The 18,686-nt window shown below is 34.1% G+C and carries 19 protein-coding genes and 1 pseudogene; 6 read left to right on the forward strand and 14 right to left on the reverse strand.

Translation table 11 applies throughout. From position 1 onward, the window contains the following. Window positions 1-100: 100 nt before the first annotated feature. The 12 genes from oppC to ACRYLU_RS11955 form a co-directional block, all read right to left on the reverse strand. Window positions 101-985 carry a murein tripeptide/oligopeptide ABC transporter permease OppC gene (oppC, locus tag ACRYLU_RS11900; protein ID WP_014017416.1) on the reverse strand — a complete coding sequence of 295 codons (885 nt, stop codon included), beginning with the start codon at window positions 983-985 and terminating at the stop codon, window positions 101-103. A gap of 9 nt (window positions 986-994) precedes the next feature. Continuing rightward, entirely contained in the window at window positions 995-1,954 is a 960-nt protein-coding gene (gene oppB / locus ACRYLU_RS11905; RefSeq protein WP_021722649.1) for a murein tripeptide/oligopeptide ABC transporter permease OppB, read from the reverse strand. Next, complete coding sequence (gene oppF, locus ACRYLU_RS11910) at window positions 1,935-2,894, reverse strand: murein tripeptide/oligopeptide ABC transporter ATP-binding protein OppF (protein ID WP_021468831.1); 960 nt, start codon at window positions 2,892-2,894, stop codon at window positions 1,935-1,937. The genes oppB and oppF overlap by 20 nt, the downstream gene beginning before the upstream one ends. Next, window positions 2,891-3,907 carry an ABC transporter ATP-binding protein gene (locus tag ACRYLU_RS11915; protein ID WP_445081393.1) on the reverse strand — a complete coding sequence of 339 codons (1,017 nt, stop codon included), beginning with the start codon at window positions 3,905-3,907 and terminating at the stop codon, window positions 2,891-2,893. Before ACRYLU_RS11915 ends, oppF begins: the two co-directional genes overlap by 4 nt. Window positions 3,908-4,098: 191 nt before the next feature. Then, a complete protein-coding gene (locus tag ACRYLU_RS11920; RefSeq protein WP_003140242.1) occupies window positions 4,099-4,275 on the reverse strand; it encodes a hypothetical protein in 177 nt (58 codons plus the stop codon). 51 nt (window positions 4,276-4,326) lie between these two features. Then, a complete protein-coding gene (locus ACRYLU_RS11925) occupies window positions 4,327-4,518 on the reverse strand; it encodes a hypothetical protein (protein ID WP_058208346.1) in 192 nt (63 codons plus the stop codon). A gap of 62 nt (window positions 4,519-4,580) precedes the next feature. Next, window positions 4,581-4,733 carry a hypothetical protein gene (locus ACRYLU_RS11930; RefSeq protein WP_179884666.1) on the reverse strand — a complete coding sequence of 51 codons (153 nt, stop codon included), beginning with the start codon at window positions 4,731-4,733 and terminating at the stop codon, window positions 4,581-4,583. A gap of 147 nt (window positions 4,734-4,880) precedes the next feature. Continuing rightward, on the reverse strand, window positions 4,881-5,570 hold the full coding sequence (locus tag ACRYLU_RS11935) for a Crp/Fnr family transcriptional regulator (protein ID WP_058219239.1): 690 nt from the start codon (window positions 5,568-5,570) through the stop codon (window positions 4,881-4,883). Window positions 5,571-5,655: 85 nt separating this feature from the next. After that, a complete protein-coding gene (locus tag ACRYLU_RS11940) occupies window positions 5,656-6,201 on the reverse strand; it encodes a DNA-binding protein (protein ID WP_098403169.1) in 546 nt (181 codons plus the stop codon). A gap of 48 nt (window positions 6,202-6,249) precedes the next feature. Continuing rightward, complete coding sequence (locus tag ACRYLU_RS11945) at window positions 6,250-6,477, reverse strand: heavy-metal-associated domain-containing protein (protein ID WP_012898751.1); 228 nt, start codon at window positions 6,475-6,477, stop codon at window positions 6,250-6,252. A 702-nt stretch (window positions 6,478-7,179) separates the two neighbouring features. Further along, on the reverse strand, window positions 7,180-9,042 hold the full coding sequence (locus tag ACRYLU_RS11950; protein ID WP_098403170.1) for a heavy metal translocating P-type ATPase: 1,863 nt from the start codon (window positions 9,040-9,042) through the stop codon (window positions 7,180-7,182). Between the two features lie 285 nt (window positions 9,043-9,327). Then, a protein-coding gene (locus ACRYLU_RS11955) for an IS6 family transposase (protein ID WP_445081394.1) occupies window positions 9,328-9,994 on the reverse strand; the annotation gives its coding sequence in 2 pieces (ribosomal slippage) (window positions 9,328-9,801 and window positions 9,803-9,994; 666 coding nt in all). Between the two features lie 874 nt (window positions 9,995-10,868). Between ACRYLU_RS11955 and ACRYLU_RS11960 the strand changes: the two genes are divergently transcribed. The 4 genes from ACRYLU_RS11960 to ACRYLU_RS11975 all read left to right on the forward strand — a co-directional run bounded on the left by ACRYLU_RS11960 (window position 10,869) and on the right by ACRYLU_RS11975 (window position 14,468). After that, on the forward strand, window positions 10,869-12,221 hold the full coding sequence (locus tag ACRYLU_RS11960; RefSeq protein ID WP_011915264.1) for a replication initiation protein: 1,353 nt from the start codon (window positions 10,869-10,871) through the stop codon (window positions 12,219-12,221). 513 nt (window positions 12,222-12,734) lie between these two features. After that, on the forward strand, window positions 12,735-12,968 hold the full coding sequence (locus ACRYLU_RS11965; RefSeq protein WP_014573541.1) for a hypothetical protein: 234 nt from the start codon (window positions 12,735-12,737) through the stop codon (window positions 12,966-12,968). Between the two features lie 9 nt (window positions 12,969-12,977). Next, window positions 12,978-13,736: a ParA family protein gene (locus ACRYLU_RS11970; protein ID WP_012898729.1), complete on the forward strand. Its 759-nt coding sequence runs from the start codon at window positions 12,978-12,980 to the stop codon at window positions 13,734-13,736. Between the two features lie 33 nt (window positions 13,737-13,769). Continuing rightward, window positions 13,770-14,468 carry a ParB/RepB/Spo0J family partition protein gene (locus ACRYLU_RS11975; RefSeq protein WP_230315152.1) on the forward strand — a complete coding sequence of 233 codons (699 nt, stop codon included), beginning with the start codon at window positions 13,770-13,772 and terminating at the stop codon, window positions 14,466-14,468. 29 nt (window positions 14,469-14,497) lie between these two features. Here ACRYLU_RS11975 and ACRYLU_RS11980 read toward each other — a convergent pair whose 3' ends face one another. Then, a complete protein-coding gene (locus ACRYLU_RS11980; protein WP_179884667.1) occupies window positions 14,498-14,848 on the reverse strand; it encodes a hypothetical protein in 351 nt (116 codons plus the stop codon). Then, window positions 14,838-16,304 (reverse strand): Y-family DNA polymerase, encoded by a 1,467-nt coding sequence (locus ACRYLU_RS11985; protein WP_098403173.1) that lies wholly within the window; start codon window positions 16,302-16,304, stop codon window positions 14,838-14,840. The genes ACRYLU_RS11980 and ACRYLU_RS11985 overlap by 11 nt, the downstream gene beginning before the upstream one ends. 432 nt (window positions 16,305-16,736) lie before the next feature. Here ACRYLU_RS11985 and ACRYLU_RS11990 point away from each other — a divergent pair, with 432 nt between their 5' ends. Together ACRYLU_RS11990 and ACRYLU_RS11995 are read left to right on the forward strand one after the other, a co-directional pair. Then, window positions 16,737-17,594 carry an AraC family transcriptional regulator gene (locus ACRYLU_RS11990; RefSeq protein ID WP_017865367.1) on the forward strand — a complete coding sequence of 286 codons (858 nt, stop codon included), beginning with the start codon at window positions 16,737-16,739 and terminating at the stop codon, window positions 17,592-17,594. Window positions 17,595-17,902: 308 nt separating this feature from the next. Next, window positions 17,903-18,682: pseudogene (locus tag ACRYLU_RS11995) on the forward strand (Sau3AI family type II restriction endonuclease); the annotation flags it as partial. Window positions 18,683-18,686: the final 4 nt, after the last annotated feature.

An 18,686-nucleotide genomic window follows, 5' to 3' on the forward strand; every position in this document is an offset into this window, starting at 1 on the left:
TTTCTCCAATAATTTCTTTTTATTTCTTACTTCAATATAATATTTAATTTATCATATCCATTTTTAATAGATAAACATTTTTATCACTCTTGAATGTTGTTTATCTTGTAGCTTGTCTTTGGTCAGCCACTCGTCTGAGCGCATTTCCGATAAAGATAATGGCAAGCACCACAATTAGGATGACCACTGTTGCTGGAACCCAAGTCCAAGGCTTATCAGTCATTGTCTCTGGATTAGTTGCTTCATTTATCATTGTCCCCAAAGATGGTGTCCCTGCTGGAAGTCCAAAACCTAAGAAAGAAAGCCCTGTTTCTAAACCAATATTTCCAGCAAAAACAAGCGTTGCTTCAGCAATGACTAAGGTGGACAAGTTGGGCCATATTTCCCGAAACATAATTTTAAAATCAGAGGTTCCCGAAGTTTTTGATGCTCGAACATAATCTCGATTGACTTCCGTCATTGTTCTTGCCCGAATTAAACGCGTTGTCCCTATCCAACTAAAAATACTGATAATCCCAATCAAAGACCAAGAATTAAACCGTGGGATGATAGTTACAAAAACAATAATGATCATCAATGATGGTAAAATCATAACAAAATCAGTGAAACGCATGAAGATTAAATCAAATCTCCCACCAAAGTAGCCCGTAATTACCCCTAATATATTTCCTACAACTAAAGTAATAAGTGTAACTGCAAAAGCGATATTGAAAGAGTTTCGTGCAGAAATCATTAACATCATGATGATATCTCGACCACCATTATCAGTTCCCAGTAAATGTCCATTTGTCAGTGGTGCAAGATACTGGTCCATAATATTAACATCAACATAATTTGATTGTTTTAAAAACATCGAGTAAATATAAACGATTAGAAAGACAGCAACTAGGAAAAGTGCTGAAATCAGTGCTAATTTGTCATTCTTTAGTTCTTCTTTGATTGAGTGAACTAATGATAAAGAATTTTTGTGTTTTTTTTCTGTCATTTTCACTCCTTATTGAATCCGAATTCGTGGGTCAACCATTGCCATGATAATATCCGACAGGAGGGCTCCAAGAAGTCCCAAAAAACCATTTAATAAAATCAAAGCCGTAATCATTGAATAATCTCGCCCAGTGATTGAAGTAATAAAAAGTTGTCCTAAGCCAGGATAGCCAAAAATTGTTTCAGCAAAGATTGCTCCTCCCAAGAGTCCAGTAATCACAAATCCAAAATTAGAAGCAATTGGTAATGAGGCATTTCTCAAAATATGACGTCTAAAAATCACTTTTTCCTTAACCCCTTTGGCTCGAGCCGTTCGTACATAATCTTGTGTTTGTTCATCTAAAATTCCTGAGCGGAAGTAAGTAAAGATTCCAACTGTTCCAAAGACCGCCAAACTAAATGCTGGAAGAATCATGTGATAAATCTTACTAAAGAAAACAGGAATTGTTCCCATCGCATTTGGACTTACCGTCCCACCTGTCGGAAACCAATTAAGACTATAACCAAAGATAAAGATAATCAAGAGATAGAATACGTAAGGTGGAATACCAAAAGTAATTGAATTATAGGTCAACCACAATTGGTCTTGCCATTTTCCTTCATTTCGAGCTGCAACTATCGACATTGGAATAGCAAATAAGTAAGTTAAAATAACTGACAAAAGTGACATCCAAAAAGTATTAACCGCTCTATGTCCAATGACAGTCATCACGGGCTCTTTGAGATTATAGGACATTCCTAAATTCCCATGTATGGCATTCCCTAGCCACCTGAGATACTGCTCCCACCAAGGGTCATATAAACCTGCTGCCCGTCTTAATGCTTCAACTTCATGTGGGTCGGTATGAGGACCAATCAACCCTGAAAAAGGATCACCAGGCATCAATTTAGCAAAGAAGAAAATAAGAATACTCAAGATAAATAATTGAGGAATCATCAATAAAATACGTCTAATAATTACTTTCCACATTTTCCCCTCCTTTTGGCAAAGCAGCCCAATGACTTTCACTTAATTTTTGTAAGGGCAAAGCGTGTCCGTCTTTATCATAAAAGTTTGCTTTTTTATCCTCAAAGTCTTGTTCAACTTTTAGACGGTTTTTCCGATTTTCCGCTCTTCTTGTAACATCAATCGAAGGGATAGCAGATAAGAGTCGTTTAGTATAAATGTGCTGTGGCTCATCAAAAATATCTCTTCGTGTTCCTTTTTCGACAATTCGACCGTTGTGCATGACTGCAATATTATCGGTCATATGGCGGACAACCCCTAAATCATGAGAAATAAAAAGAAATGCAATTCCCAAGTCTTTTTGAATGAGCTTCATGAAATTCAAAACCTGAGCTTGAACAGATAAGTCTAATGCCGAAACTGGTTCATCTGCCACAATTAACTTAGGATTAGTAGCAACTGCCCGTGCGATTCCAATTCTTTGTTGTTGACCTCCAGAAAATTGGAAAGGATACTGTTCTAAAGCTTGTTTAGGTAGTCCAACAATATCCAATAATTCATGAATCCGTTTATTTTCTGTCTTAGCATCTAATTTTTCAAAATTTCGAATAGGCTCCGCAATGATATCGTAAATTGTTTTCCGTGGATTCAAACTCGAAAATGCATCTTGAAAAATCATTTGAACATCTTTATTGTATTTGAGGTGGTTTCTTATCTTTTTTTTGCTGACATCTTGTCCTTTGTAAATCAATTGTCCTGATGTCATTTGTTCTAAACCAACAATTGTTTTGCCAATCGTTGATTTTCCAGAGCCAGATTCACCAACTAAACCGACAGTTTCTCCTTCATGAATTGTTAAATCTACTCCATCAACGGCTAAAACATTATCTGTCACTCGATTAAAGAAACCAGATCGAATAGGATAATAAACTTTTAAGTCCTTTAAATTAAGAATTTCGCTCACTTTTTATCCCCTTTCAATTTTTGAGCTGGAAATTCAAATTTTTCCCAAGCCTGACCTCGAACAAAATGATTTGGAGAAATTTCAGTCATTTTTTCCGAAATTACTTTTTGAGCTTCTTCTTTCATCCAAGGCACTCGAGCGAGAAATAAATCTTTGTCATACTCAATTTCTGACAGAGAAGGCACGGACCCTGGAATCACATATAAATCATCCGAAACTGTTTCGGCAGATGGATTTGAACGCAAAAGTGACCGGGTGTATGGATGTTTGGGATTTTGAAAAATCTCTTCAACAGAAGCTTTTTCGACGAGTTGTCCGGCATACATCACCGCCACTGTATCAGCAACTTCAGCAACAACCCCTAAATCATGAGTAATTAGAATAACCCCAGCATTCTTCTTCTTTTGTACTTCTAAAATCAAGTCTAAAATCTGAGCTTGAATGGTAACGTCTAAAGCAGTCGTTGGCTCATCAGCAATAATCAAATCTGGGTCATTGGCAATGGCTATTGCAATCATTACTCTTTGTCTCATCCCGCCTGAAAGTTGGTGAGGAAATTGATTAACGACTCTTTTAGGATTTGGAATTCCTACTTGTTCTAAAAGTTGAAAGCTTCTACTTTCATACTGATTTTCTGGATAAACATCATGCACGGCCAACATTTCCTTGATTTGCTGCCCAATTTTCATCAATGGATTAAGCGCAGTGAGTGGATTTTGAAAAATCATTCCAACTTTACTTCCTCGAATACTTGCCATGGAATCACCCGTTTTACCGATCACTTCTTCCCCATCCAATAAAATAGAGCCAGTGATTTGAGTTTGCTTGGAATTATGCAACCCCATGACAGCAGTTGCGAATGTTGATTTACCAGAACCCGATTCCCCAACAATAGCTAAAACTTCATTTCTTCTCACTTCCAGATTGATGTGATGAACTGCAGTTTGCAAGACACCATCAATTCTAAATGCAACACTCACTTGTTTTGCTTCCAAAATATTTTCACTTACCATATTTACCTCAATGAAATCTTTCTAAATAGACTAAATAAAAGTATACTGCTTTTTCTGTATATTTGCAAAAAATTATTATTTTGGATATGTTCATGAATTTTCTGAACATTGCGGGAAATAAAGGTAAAACAACAGTTTTGGAGGAAATAATAAAAGCAGTAATCATACTAAAAACTGCTTTTATTATTGTTTTATTTTTCATGCTGCTCTGTTTTGGACTTTTTATTCTTTAGTTTTTTATATTCTTTATTGACATCAGTCCAAATTTTATTATCTTCTTTTGAAAAATTGGCTTGTAATTTTTCTATTTGCTTAAAAAAGTTATCATTTGAAGGAGGTGGAGTAGGTGTTGGTGTCACAATTCCCATAATATTATACTTACACTTTTTAAAAGTGTCCTTTCTTTAAAAAATTATGATTTAAACATTTTTTAATAAACCATTTATAAATCCAACAATAAAATCATAAATTATTGGAAATGCAAGGCCTAATGCTGAAAAGATAAAGCCAAAACGACTCCATTTATTCATTTGTGAATAAAAACTTTTAAAACCGAACATCATAATGACTAATCCTATAACAGCAATGTAATAACCAATCGTATAAATCATTTAATTTCTCCCAGCTCTTTATTAATTATTCTAACCTTTTGAATTTTTTATCCAGAAAAAATTTAAAGGAATAGAAATAATAAGGGCGATAAAAGTCCAATGATACGAGCTATCCAAATATTAATATTAGAATTGGCACTTAATATATCTAAAACCAAATTACCAAGATAAACAGAAATAAAAGCTGTTAACATGATTTTCATACCTTTGCTCATTTTATATTTCATTGTTATCATCTTCTCTTAAAAAGTTTATAGTATTTAAATTAAAATCCCTATCGTAAAAATATCTGGCATTAGGTCTGGATCTTGTGTAGGATCAGAATCTATTGCGTCCTTTTTCCATTGGCCCTTTAGACCATTTTAAGCGTAATCATCTTCAAGGCTATCAATATCTAGTATTTTGATTATCTTTCCTCGGCGCTCAATGAATCCTTTTTCTTCGAGTATTTTGAACTTACGAGAAATAGTTTCGGGAGTTGTTCCAATGAACGTTGCAAGATCTTTCATTTTCATTGGAATCATAACAGAATTTGAATCTACTACTTTGACGAGTTGCAAAAGATAATTAGCGATTCGACTTTCAACATCTTCCATCATGAGAAATTGTGCTTGATATTGCATTTCCGCAGCTCTTCTCACGGTGGTTTCAAGCAATTTTAAACTGAGCTCGGGATATTTTAACAACAAATTTTTGAAATCTTGTTGTCGCAAAAAGCAAATTTTTGTTTCTTGCAATGTTTCGCCATAAAGATTCTCATTCACTACTCCAAACAAGGCGTCTTCACCTGCGTATCCACCAGGTTCAATTACACGTAGTAACTGCTCTTTACCAGCGCTAGAAAGCTGATATATCTTCAAAGTACCGTGCGCCACAATTGCGAGTTGAGGCACCGTAAAAGGGCTGATGACCGCTTCGCCCTTTTCAAAAGTCTTATGATGAACAACCTGCTCAACTTGCGCCAGTTCACTTTCTGAAAGTAAAGCAAATAGTGGGACAAGCTGTACACAGTGGTGTTCATCATGACTAAAATGATGTTCATACTTGCTCATTTTGGTAATTCTCCTTATCTTATTATCGCGCTAAAATTATAAAACTGCAAGCTTTGTTCAATTAAAGCCTACAGTTTCGTAAAAATTAATTGTCATTATCTTCATCTTCGTCATGAAAATCAGCAACAGCTTTACCCAAATCACCTGCCAAGTGACGAATAACTTGAAGATTGTAGCCGTAAAGTTCGACTACAACAGCCGCCAAAGCAAATTTTTCTTCTTTATTTGCTAGCTTAATTGCTCGCGTAATGAACATATTTTGTGCTTGAAAATCTGCAATGAAGCTTTCAAGTAGAGCTTCATCAGTCCAATATTTGGCTTTTGGATCCTCAGTAATGAACTTGTGATACTTTAAAAATTCTTCAGTTGTACTTGGTACAATCTCATTTTCGTCAAGAAGTAAATCCGAAATTTTAAAGAAATATTCATCTTCTTTTTTTGCAATTTCACGTAAATACTCACACTTAACTGGGATTTTCGCGTATATTCCTGCTTGAGTCAGTCGTACATTTTCAATGAACAAATTGGATAAGACATGTCCTAGCATCGCACCAGCCGTAGGCTTGTGGTGGTCAACCTCTGCTTTATCAAGTTCTTTAGCATATTTTTCATCAATCGTTAATTTAGTCATCAATTTTTTCCTTTATTCAATTTATAGTGCTGTCTTTACTGGTAGAAATCACACAACAGTTACTTTGCTACTTAAAACAGGGTACCCAAGTTTCTCAACCTTGCTGATAAGTTCATCAGCACTGACAACATTTTCGTCAAATTCTGCTTTAACTTTTGATGCATTGAAAAGCACTTTTGCATTTGCTACACCCTTAGTTGTAGTCATTGCTCCTTCGATTTTTGCCATGCAAGATGGGCAGCTCAATTCATTGAGTTTCATAATTACTTTTGACATAAGATTCACCTCTTTCTCTTTCTTTATAAATTAATTATAACTCGTTAGTACTAGCAAAAAATTGATATCTATCAAGAATATCAATTTTATTTTTTTATCTACAAAATAATAAAGTTTCTCGAGTCTCTTTTTTAACGCTGAATAACCTTCTATGAGGAGCGCAATCAGCACCAGTTAGAGTCTGCCGAGATAGTCAGCAGTACGCTGTTTAAATCAATCCCTAATTTTGCCTGTATGAGATTTAAAAGAGCAAAACCATTAGTGATTTTTTTAAAACATCCATCGTACATAAGATGTTTGAAGTGTTCTGAAAACGCTATGTCCCCTACTATCTGACAATCTTCCTGTCTAGCAAATGTGTGTGTTTCCTTTTTAAATAATTGTCATTTGGAACTTCCTATCTATTTTTATAAAAAAGTTATATTGAGATAGGTATCAAAGCTTTTAAACAAGTTCAAATCCCTAACATGCTACATTGCTTGCGATAGTTTCTCTCATAACCTCAAATTCAGTGTCTTATTGAACCTCCCTATTAGTAAGGAAAACTTTAATTGTAAAGATTCTAGAGGCCATCGAAAATGTCTCGATGATTTTATCAAATCATTTTTGATAAAATCATTATAAACTTTATTGATATCAAAAAAATGATTCCTTTCAAAAAAAGAAAACAAACCGCGTAAATTTTGGTTTGCTTCCATTCTTCTATTTCTCTCGATACCTAATCAGTCGCATGCCATTGACAATGACGATAAGGATACTGGCTTCGTGGACGAACATACCTGTGCCCATGTTGACAAAACTAGGTACTAATCCTGTACCTCCAAGAATTAGACCAGCCAGTAAAAAGAGCACAACTACAATCGCAATCACAATATTTTGTGTCATGTTGGCAACCGTGCGTTTACTCAAACCATATGCATGGACAAGTTCGTCAAAACTGGATTTCATTAGCACGATATCGGACGTTTCAATCGCAGTATCAGTACCAGAACCCATTGCAATACCTATATTAGCAAGTGCCAAACTAGGAGAATCGTTGACACCATCACCGATAAAAGCAATTTTTTTACCAGAGTTTTTGAGTGATTTGACAACTTCAGCTTTTTCTTCAGGCATGAGATTGGCACGTACTTCATCGATCCCGAGTTGGGCGGCGACTGCTTTAGCTGTTGTCTCGTTGTCTCCAGTCAGCATAATCATACGAGAAATACCTTCATGGTGTAGTTCTTCGAGGGATTCTTTGACACCAGAACGTATTTCGTCCGCAATACCATAAATTAGTTGCAATCTGTTATCAGCTGCGACCAAAACAACTGATGCACCTGAATCAGTGATTTCTGTGATGTCCTGTTTCTGCTCGGGAGAAATCGTAATATGATTAACCACCATCATTTTTTCATTACCAATCAATAGGTCGTCTGCGATGATTCCCTGTCCTTTAACAACGTCTGTTTTTTTAAATTTGATAGGATTGAATTTTCCGATCATGCGTACAACTGCCGTTGCTAATGGGTGATCAGATTCATTTTCTGCTGAAGCAACTGCATCAATCAATTCTTTTGAAGCACCATAATTTTTGACAACAACAACTTCTGTATTGCCTTTCGTCAGAGTACCCGTCTTATCAAACAGAAGCGTATCAATGTGACTGAAGGTATTCATAACATCACCTCCCTTGATAAGGACACCTCTTTTTGCACCATTCCCGATTCCTGCAACATTTGAAACAGGTGCACCAATCACGAGGGCACCAGGGCAACCAAGTACGAGAATCGTGATGGCTAGTTCTAGATTATGACTAAAAACCCAAGTAATAGCTGCAATAACAAGTACCGTTGGCGTGTAATACTTAGCAAAGCGATCGATGAATTTCTCAGCAGGAGATTTGGTATCTTGGGCTTCTTCGACAAGTTCAATAATTTTACCAAAGGTTGTATCTTCGCCGACTTTTTCTGCTTCTACGTAAATTGTACCGTTTTCTAAGATAGAACCTGCAAAAACTTTGGTACCAGCTTCCTTTCTGATTTCACGTGATTCACCTGTGATACTGGCTTCGTTGACATAGCCAGATCCTTGGTAAATACGACCATCAACAGGAATTTGACGTCCGGTTTTTACTAAGAGTTTGTCGCCAATTTCAACTTCATCACTGTCCATTTCTTCGCCATCAGCAGATAGGGCTGTGCTGGGTGCCATATTCGTGAGTTCTTTGATACTTGATCGCGTTTTTTCAAGCGTTTTTTTCTCCAAAAATCCACCGAAAGCGAAGAGAAAAGTGACAATTGCTGATTCTTCATATTCACCGATGAACAAAGCACCGATAACTGCAATAGAAACTAGCAGGTCAATCGAAATTTGTTTCACTTTGATTGCTTGATAGGCATGAATTGCAACAGGTATAAAACCGATAATACTTGCAATAATCATTGTCGAATTCCAAATCCATATTTGATTTACACCATATTTACCAAGGTATCCGAGTACAATGAGAATGGCTGAGAGGATAACCAAGTGATTACTGTGTTGTTGAAGTCGTTTTTGAAAGTTCAGTGTTATTTTTGCCATATTTTCTACTTCCTTTAATTTTCTTTATGATACTAGTATAGCGCTACCCTTACAGATAAAAATTGATAACTATCAAGAAAATAAAACGATTGAAAAAAGTCATATAATAAGGGAAAATGACTTGCTGCAAACAAGTCCAATATAGCCGAGTAAAAGTCTGTGGTCGTATTTAGTTCGAGAACCGTTAACTAGCCAAAGTTGAGACGGTTCTTATTTTTGGTGATTTTTTAATCAACAAGATGACAAACGTAAGCAAGCTGATTAGGAAACTACAAATTGCAGTCACTAAAATACCTTTATTTCAGTCGACACCGAAAATCCGAAGAGCGTTCCATTTCTTCGGTTCTTTTTGTATATTCCTCGAATTGTCTCCATGCCCTTAATTGTGCTTGAGGCAGTACGTAGACTTCGATAAAATTTATTGCGTCGTTTGATTGGTCGATGGTCTTGCTCAATGAGGTTATTGAGATATTTAACGGTTCTGTGTTCTGTTTTTACATATAACCCATTGTGCTGTAGCTTTTTAAAGGCAGAGCCACTAGACGGCGCTTTATCCGTGACAATTACTCTAGGTTCACCAAACTGCTTATGTAGTCGTTTCAAGAATGCATAAGCAGCTTGAGTATCCCGTTTCTTTCGTAACCAGATGTCTAAAGTCAATCCATCCGCATCAATTGCTCTGTACAGATAATGCCATTTGCCTTTGATTTTGATATAGGTTTCGTCCATTTTCCACGAATAGAAGGACTGTCTATTTTTTCTTTTTCCAGAGATGATAGAGGATTTTACTGTATTCTTGTACCCAGCGATAAATAGTGGTATGACAAACGTCAACCCCACGATCATAAAGGAGTTCTTGGACTTCACGATAGCTCAGATTGTAACGTAGATAATAACCCACAGCGACAATAATGACGTCTTTTTGGAATTGTTTGCCTTTAAAATGATTCATCCATATGTCCTCGCTGTCTTTCTATCCCATTTTACACCAAAATAGACTTATCGGAAAACTTTGCAACAGAACCAACAGCGCTTATAAAATATCTAAGTTCTCCTGATTATGATGGTCAAGTTTGTGAAGTAGATAATGTTTCTATAGGAAATGCTTTTATAAAATGTGTCACTGTAGAGGAAGATGGACTTCTTTTACAGTCTTTAAATATAGAAGAGGATCAAAATGGAGAAAGAAAATTTCCAGATATAAAATTATATTGGGATGATAATCCAAGAATTATAGGAAAAGTAGTTGCTGCATTTACTCCAATTGAAAGAGATTTTTTTATTTAAAAATTTGGAGCTTTAGCTCCTTTTATTTTTTTTTGAAAATTCGTTAGTTATTTTATTATAGAATAAAAATTATAGTTATATATATAAAGTTATAGTTAAAGTTACAATTAAGGGGCAATTTTAAGGCTTAACCATACGGTTTATAGCTATTAATATCGTAAAAATGTTGTACTGAGGAGTAAAAATGTTGTACTGAGGAGTAAAAATGTTGTACTGGGGAGTAAAAATGTTGTACATATGTCGTAAAAATTGCGTATTAGGGAGTAAAAATTGTGTACCTATGACGTAAAAATGTTGTATATGACCGTAAAAATGTTGCTTGTGACGTAAAAATGTTGCTGTAAATCGTAAAAATGTTGTATTATTACTAGACAAGAATAAAAAAATAGTGTATATTAATAAAAACAAAGGTTATGACGTAAAAATGTTGTATTTTATATAAGTTTTTCTATCTTTCTTCTATATAGTGAAAGAAAAATACACAATTTTTACGATTAAATCAGATATTATTTTATCTTGATACTGAAAGAGGGGTTAAAATGCAAAGTTACGATTTACTTGATGAACTTGATAGTGAAGATAAATTTAGAAAAGATATTAAATACAGCCGTCAATTGCCTGAGATGTTCTCTACTGAAGATATAAATGCTGCAAGTGAAAATATTACTTATGCTATACTTGGAGAGCTGAGAGACCGTTATAACGGGAGTGAACCAGTAACATTTTCTTATCAGGAATTAGCGGAATTAGGTGGATTGTGGGTAACACGTAAAAATGGTGTGAAATCGCTCTACAATGGTAAACGGCTACAAAAAATAATGTATGATTTAAACGAGGCATTGAAAAATTTCTCATACTATCAAGTAAGAGAAACAAATGATGATGGCACTCCCAAATCATGGAAAACAATAAATATTTTCAGTGTAATTGATTTTGATGGTACTAAAAAAGAAGTAAAACTCACAATTTCTAATGCTCAAATTAGTTCAGAACAAGTTGATGCAAAAGGGCATGTGATTGATAAACCGCTATATGTTTATGACTTAATCAATTCCAAAGATTGGAGAACGGTTAAACACTTACAATATAACAGAGGAATCAACAATAGTCTGCCATCTAAGTACTCCAAACGTGTTTACCGCTTTATAAGCGAGTTTAGGAGTTTTCCAAAAGGTACAAAAATGAGAATTGATGATTTTGATAAAAAAATACTTAAAATATTGAAGACTCAGGAAGACTCCTTTAACACCAAAGAGGTATTTGACCTCAGAAAAAATCGTAAAAAATATTTAGAAACTGCGGTTAAAGAAATATCAGAATTAACTACTCCTGAAGGAACTCAAATTGTTAAAAATTTAGATTATATTTATCACACTTCTGGACGAAGAATACAGTCTATTGAATTTACATATACGCCATTTAATGCTGATTTATCAGGCAGCAATCATATATCTATGAATTCTCGTACTTCTTCTCCTGGTACAGCTAGTCCATTTATAAACGAAGCAAGAATGGTATTAGAATACTTTAATTACTTATCAAAAGTAAATTTTAATTTAGATGAAAACGGAATAATTAAACATTTACCAAATTATTATGATATTCAATTTGAACTAGATGATATACAACTTCTTCAACCGATTCATAAATTGCTTGAAAGTGGTGTAGCGATAGATGAATTGTTACAAGTGGCTGAGATGAAAGCAATCGATTGGAAGCTAGACAGCAATCAAATGATTAATAATTTTAGACCGAGTGTCGTTTTTGGAAATAAATTTTCAGAATACAGAGCATTTCTAACAACGTATAAGGCTCAAAATATACATAAATTAGTTTTTGATAGTTCGTCTGATTTCTATGTACCAATGAATGGTCCTTGGGATAGTAAATAAACTAAATATTTACCTTCAATATTAAGTATGAAAAAAAAAGGGGCTAAATTTAGCCCCTTTTTTTGGAACGAATATATGAATGAACTTTTCCTCTAAAAAAACTTTTTACTCTCAACCGTTTGGACAGAGAAAGAGCAAAAAGCTACCACAAACCAGAGAGGTTTGATATAAGTAAGTATATCAAAATTAATTGTTCTTATCAATATTCGACAAAATTTCCCTCCAAAAAAATGAGGGAATTAAACTTGATTCTTAATTGATAAAGGGGGCTAAATTTAGCCCCCTTTATTTTTATATAAAAAATTTAAGAAAAACCGTAAAAACCCTTGACGTAAATATAAATTTACGATACAATAGATGTATAGTAAAAATAAAACAACTTCTTGCTTCAAACCTTTGGACAGAGAAAAAGTAAGAATGTTTACCACAAAATGTGAGAGGGCTGAGAATGAAATAATGAATTATAAAAATATAGTTTTCGCAAGTATCGTATATTTGTGAAGAAAGGTTGATATGGAAAAAGTAACAGATGAAATTAAAAACGTGGTACAGAGACTACTCGATGATGACGAAAATTTTTCTGGTTGGTATATTGAGAAAGAACTCGAAAAAATTGGAATAAAAGTTTCTAGGATGACGATTTCAAACCTAAGAAATAAAAAAACGACATTGGGTAACACTAAATTTGAAACGTTAGAGGGACTTTATCATTTCGCAAAGACTCATGAAAATATAAATAAAGAATAGAGAGAAAATATGAAAACAATAAGTCTATTAAACTTAAAAGGCGGAGTTGCTAAAACAACAACAGGTGGAAATATAGCAAAAGGTTTAGCAAATAGAGGGTTCAAAACTCTGTTGATTGATACAGATATGCAAGCTAATGCAACGAGTATTTTTCTTGAAGATGAACGCTCGAAAGAGGATTATAAAGATTTTGCAGAACTGATAGTTGATGAAAAACTAGAGGATGTTGACCAGTATGTTTATAACGTAAGTGAGAATTTGGACATGATTGGTTCAAGTTTAGCAGTTGCTGAAAGTGAATTGAAAGTAAGAAATTCATTCAATCGTAATTCATCAAACATTGTAAAAAAAGTTTTAAAGAAACTAGATTCTAAATATGATTATTGTATTATTGATTGTGCTCCAACAATTAATCTAATTACTCTTAATATTATTATTGCGAGTGATGAAATTATCATCCCAATAAAAATTGATAAATTTGCACTTGAAGGTTATAGAACGACTTTAAAGAACATCAATCAAATTATTGATGATTATGAGTTAGATACAGAGGTGACCGTACTTTACACAATGGTCAACAGAAATAATATTGATAAACAATTTATTCAAGAAATATCTGGGAATAGATTTGAAACAACAATACGACATCAAGCTAAGCCAGTTACAGAAAGTGCTTTAAAGAATGAGGTGTTAATTGATAGTTCTAAAAGTTCTAAAGTAAAAGATGATTATTTAAATCTTATTGATGAAATAGTAAAAAGGGGTTAAAAAATGAGTAATAGTTTCGGATTTACAGACCTTATGAACAAGGACGAACACAAGCGAAAAAAAACAAATACAAAAAATATTCCTATTGAGGAGATAAAGGAAAATGAGAATAACAACTATGATTTAGTTGACATTGATAAGTTAGCTGATAGCATAGACGAGTTAGGCTTATTACAACCCGTTCTTGTTAAACAACGTGATAAATATAGCTATGAATTGATTGCAGGGCATAGACGATTTAATGCTATTAAAAAACTAATTAGTGAAAATAGACTCCCTGAAGATTACGAAGTTCTCGCTAAGAAAGTTGATGAAGACGAGGACGAGCTTGTAACAAGACTAAAGTTGCATGAAACTAACCTACAAACTCGCTCGCTCTTAAAAATGCCAGAAGAAGAAAAAATAGCCATCATTGATGACTATATGGATATTTTAGATAAAGCCAAAAAACAAGGGGTACAAATCAATGGAAAACCTGTTAAAGGAAAGACTAGGGACTTAATTGCCGAAAGATTTGGTATCAGTCATTATACCGCTCAAAAACTGATTAGAAAAGCTAAAGAACAAGGTGGAGAAGAAGAGGGGGCAAAAATTAGCCCCCAAAAGAAAACCGCTAAAAAGCCAATCACGCAGTTAAAGAAAATTGAAACTCAATTAGAAAAATTAGAGTTTGAGGGAACGGAAGAAGAACAAGAAATCAAGAAAAAATTGATTGAGTTGTTGATGAAATAAAAAGGGGGCTAAATTTAGCGCCTTTTTATTTAGGAAATATTTATAATTTGTTCAATGGATATGAGATAGATTTTATCCGTTGATTTAACTCTTACTTGATTATTGATAAATTCTGATACAAAACCATAGACTTCAGTTAATTTATTTTTTGATTGATATTTAACTTTGATTTGTAGCTGATTTGAAAAAGACTGATTGAGAAGATAAAGGACTACATGATGTGGTAAAGCTTGAATTTTCTTATCCTCTTTTTTTTCTTTTTCAAAAGTATTTTGAGCCTCCGTGAGTTCTCCAGTCGCAAATGCGCCCCATTTCATCATCCCTCTATCGTGATAAGCACGGATGACTTCATAGGGGCTATATGAACGGTCAACTGACATCTTTTTCCTCCCTCTCTTGACTTGCTGCATGACCTCCAATGAGTTTGTTCCGATATATGACACGTGACCCCTCGGATAAACTACTTGCTTTTTGTATCGATAGAAAATCGAATGTTTCTCTAATCTCATCAATAACTTTTTGGAGTAATTCCTGTTTTTTATTAGTTTGATTTTCTTCAACACTTTCAAATAAAGAAAGTTGTTTAACAGAACTATCAGAGAGTTGATTTCCGCTTATTCCTATTTGTCTTATCGCTCCCCCCTGGTACTTTTCACGAAATAAGGAGATTGCGAGGTCTTGCAATTCTTTTGTGTTTTGCGTTGCTTCAATATTGCGAGAAACCTTAACAGAAGAGTATTCAGAAGTAGAAGCAGCACCTGCATAAAGTGAAAGATTGCTTGCTAGTTTTCCGCCCTTTCTCAATCTTATCTCTAAGTTCTCAGCCATTTCTTTAATCACAAGTTCAATTTCTCTTTGCTTATGATAGTCACGTGGCAGAATTTGAGAATTGCTGAAGCTTGTTGTTTTAGGGATATATTTTTCCCTTACATTGCTTTCGTCGATGCCGTTCGCATGGAAAAAATGTTGAAGTCCAATTGTTCCCAAATTTTGTTTAAGGAGAAGTGGGTCAGCATTCGCAAGCTCTTTGATAGAAGTGATTCCAAGTTTGTTTAATCGTTTCTCAGTTCGCTTTCCAATTCCCCAGAAATCTGTCATCTTAGGAATTGTCCATAGTTTATTAGGGACATCTTCATAACGGATTAGGGCTCTCATATTATCATTGTGCTTGGCATAGTTATCCATTGCAAGTTTGGCAAGCAAGGGGTTGTCTCCCATCCCAACAGTCACATATAGTCCTAGTTTATCTCGAATCTCACGTTGCAAGTCTAAAGCAATTCGATTCATCTGTTCATAACGATTTTTAATCTCAGGGTAGAAGAAGTTCAATGATTCTGTGATATCCAAAAAAGATTCATCAATCGAGTAGGAGTGAATCTCATCAATTGACGTATAATTGGTCAGTATATCTGTCACTTCAATTTTATAGTCCACATAGAGCTGCATTTGTGGAGGAACAATCCACGTGCGTTTCGCCCAAGATTCAATAAAAGCGACATATTGCAAAGTTGGTTCAGTTCGCTGTCCATGAATGTCTGTATGTGTTCGATACCATTGCGGATAATTGAACTTTCGTGTTTCTATAAGAAAAGGTAAATCGCTGGCACGACTGACATTTTTCATACCAAAAACTTTTTTAAAGGTTGGACTAGAGGCAAGCGTTAACCCTTTAGAATGATCTGCTCGACTCATGACACAAAGAGAAGTGGTCAGAGGATTTAAATTTCGCTGAACGCATTCAATTGAAGCATAATTAGACTTGACATCTTGAAAGAGGATGGCACGGCGTGGCTCAAGGGAATAGTCAAAGTATTGATTTAATTTTAATCGTTCCATAGTCCCTCCTAAATCAAAAATATCAGTTTTACTGATATTATATCTTTTTTTAGAGTGAAAAACAATCGAAATAAACACCAAAACTGATAAATTGGGATATTTAAGGGAAATTCTTAGTCCTTCAACATCCTTCTTATGCTTTTGTTATAATAGAGTTAAGCATATTATCATTTGAAAGAGAACGAGGAGAAAAATTGGATAAATACTTAAGGCGATCCTATCAGAGAATGAATTAAATGTCTTTTGGAGGACAGGCGTTGGCTTGGTTCCTTTCAATAAGGTTATCAGATTCGGTTTTAAAAAAATTGAAAATATCGGTTCTAAAATCAACTAGCCCCATGGGGAATATCTAACAATTTTTGCCAAAATTTATCCAGTTTGTTTAAAAAAAATTGATTATGATAGTATCAAGAAGAAGAGAGGGAGAAATAGATGAATGAATTTTCTGCTATTATTAATTACATTGAGGAACACTTAGAAGATAACATCGATATGAAAAAAATAGAGCAACTTGCTAGAGTTTCTGAGTATAATTTTCAAAAGATTTTTTCTGTTCTTTCTGGTTTAACTTTAGGTGATTATATCAGAAAAAGACGTCTTTCTAAATCACTATATGATTTAAGAGAAACCGATGAAAAAATAATCGATATTGCTTTTAAATATGGTTACAGTTCATCAGAAAGTTATAGCAGAAGCTTTCAACAACTTTTCAATATCTCTCCTTCTAAGGCACGTAAAGAACAACATGAGTTAACTATTTTCCCTAAGTTGTCTATTCGTGTCCAAATAAAAGGAGGCATTCAAATGAATTATTTAATTACAAACAAACCAGAAATGATGATCACGGGTATTAAAGAAAGTTATCCTAATATCACAGTCGGACAAGCTAGCATTCCTAAGTTTTGGGATAGATTTAATGAATCTGATTTATTTAATCAAGTAATTAATGAAAAATCAGAACACTCACCTAATACTATTTTAGGTATTTGTTTACCTCGAGAAGGTGAGGCGTATGATTATTTTATTGGGGTCTACACTGATGAAAAAACAACTGCTGATAAGCTAGAAACAATTACACTTCCTGCTTCTGACTGGGCAGTATTTAAAGCTGTCGGTAAAGTCCCTGAAGCTATTCATCAAACGTATCAAGATATTTATGAATCTTTCTTTCCAAGTACCACTTACACTCAAAAAAAGGCTCCGGATTTTGAATCTTACCCACTTGATCTTAACCCAATGTCAGAAAATCATATAACAGAAATTTGGATTCCTATTCATAAGAATAATTAAGGGTCTAAAATTAGATAATAACCCCTGATAAATCCCGTTAAAATAGCCCCTAAGATCTAACTTTTAGATCTTGGGGGCTATTTTTTTTGTTATAATGATATAATAACTCTAAAAGGAGTAAGCAAATGAATAATGTTTTTAAACCCATTAAGTATTTAAGGGGACCTCTAAAAACTTGACTTAACGTCACAACAGCAAGTAAAACGAGCCCCATTACTATTGTTTGATAGATATAGAGAAGGTCTCAAATTTAATAACCATGATCAAATTGAAACTATGTAAGAGTATTTGTCGCAGTAGTTAAAACTTTGACAGCTCTGATTAATCATAAAATCTTTAATCAGAGTGAGCAAGAAAGTCTTGTTTCAACTGCAAAAGGTGAAAAAAAATCCTTCACGGACATCATTTCAGAGAAAATTATGCAATATAAAGGAAAGGCTGAGTCTGAGCTTTATCAAGAATTTGAGGTTAATCCAAAAGCGAAAGGAAAGAATAGCACACTCATTCGTAAAATGTTAGGTCTAACAGGTGATTTGGATAAAACACAGGAATTCCAAAAAGCAAATTTGAGCCTTAGAGTTATCCGAGTAGATAAAAATGGTCAACCAAAAGAGGATTCACCATTTAAAACCTACAAATTTAAAGAGTTAGCAGGTAATGAAGAATGGGAAGAATCTGAACCATACGTAGAAATTTGCAATAAGAGGTTTCTATTTGTAATTTTTAAAGAAACCGAAAAAAATATCTTTGTGCTAGATAGAATCAAATTTTGGGGTTTACCAGATCGTTTAATTGATGAAGTGAAACGTGTATGGATTGAAACGAAAGACATTATTAATAATGGAGTACAATTGACACAAACTAGCCGAGGTATTAGTACGAATTTTCCGCAAAGCAAAGTAAATAATGTAGTATTTACGAAATTACATGCTCAAAATACATATTATGAGTTAGAACCAAATGTTTTTGTAGGAAAAGGAAAACTTTCAGATACTGACGAATTACCAGATGGACGTCATATAATTAAACATTCATTTTGGTTCCCGAAAAAATTATTAAAAGAAGTATTTAACGGGGAGTGGGAATAGTGGT

Source organism: Lactococcus sp. KTH0-1S (genome assembly GCF_052544945.1).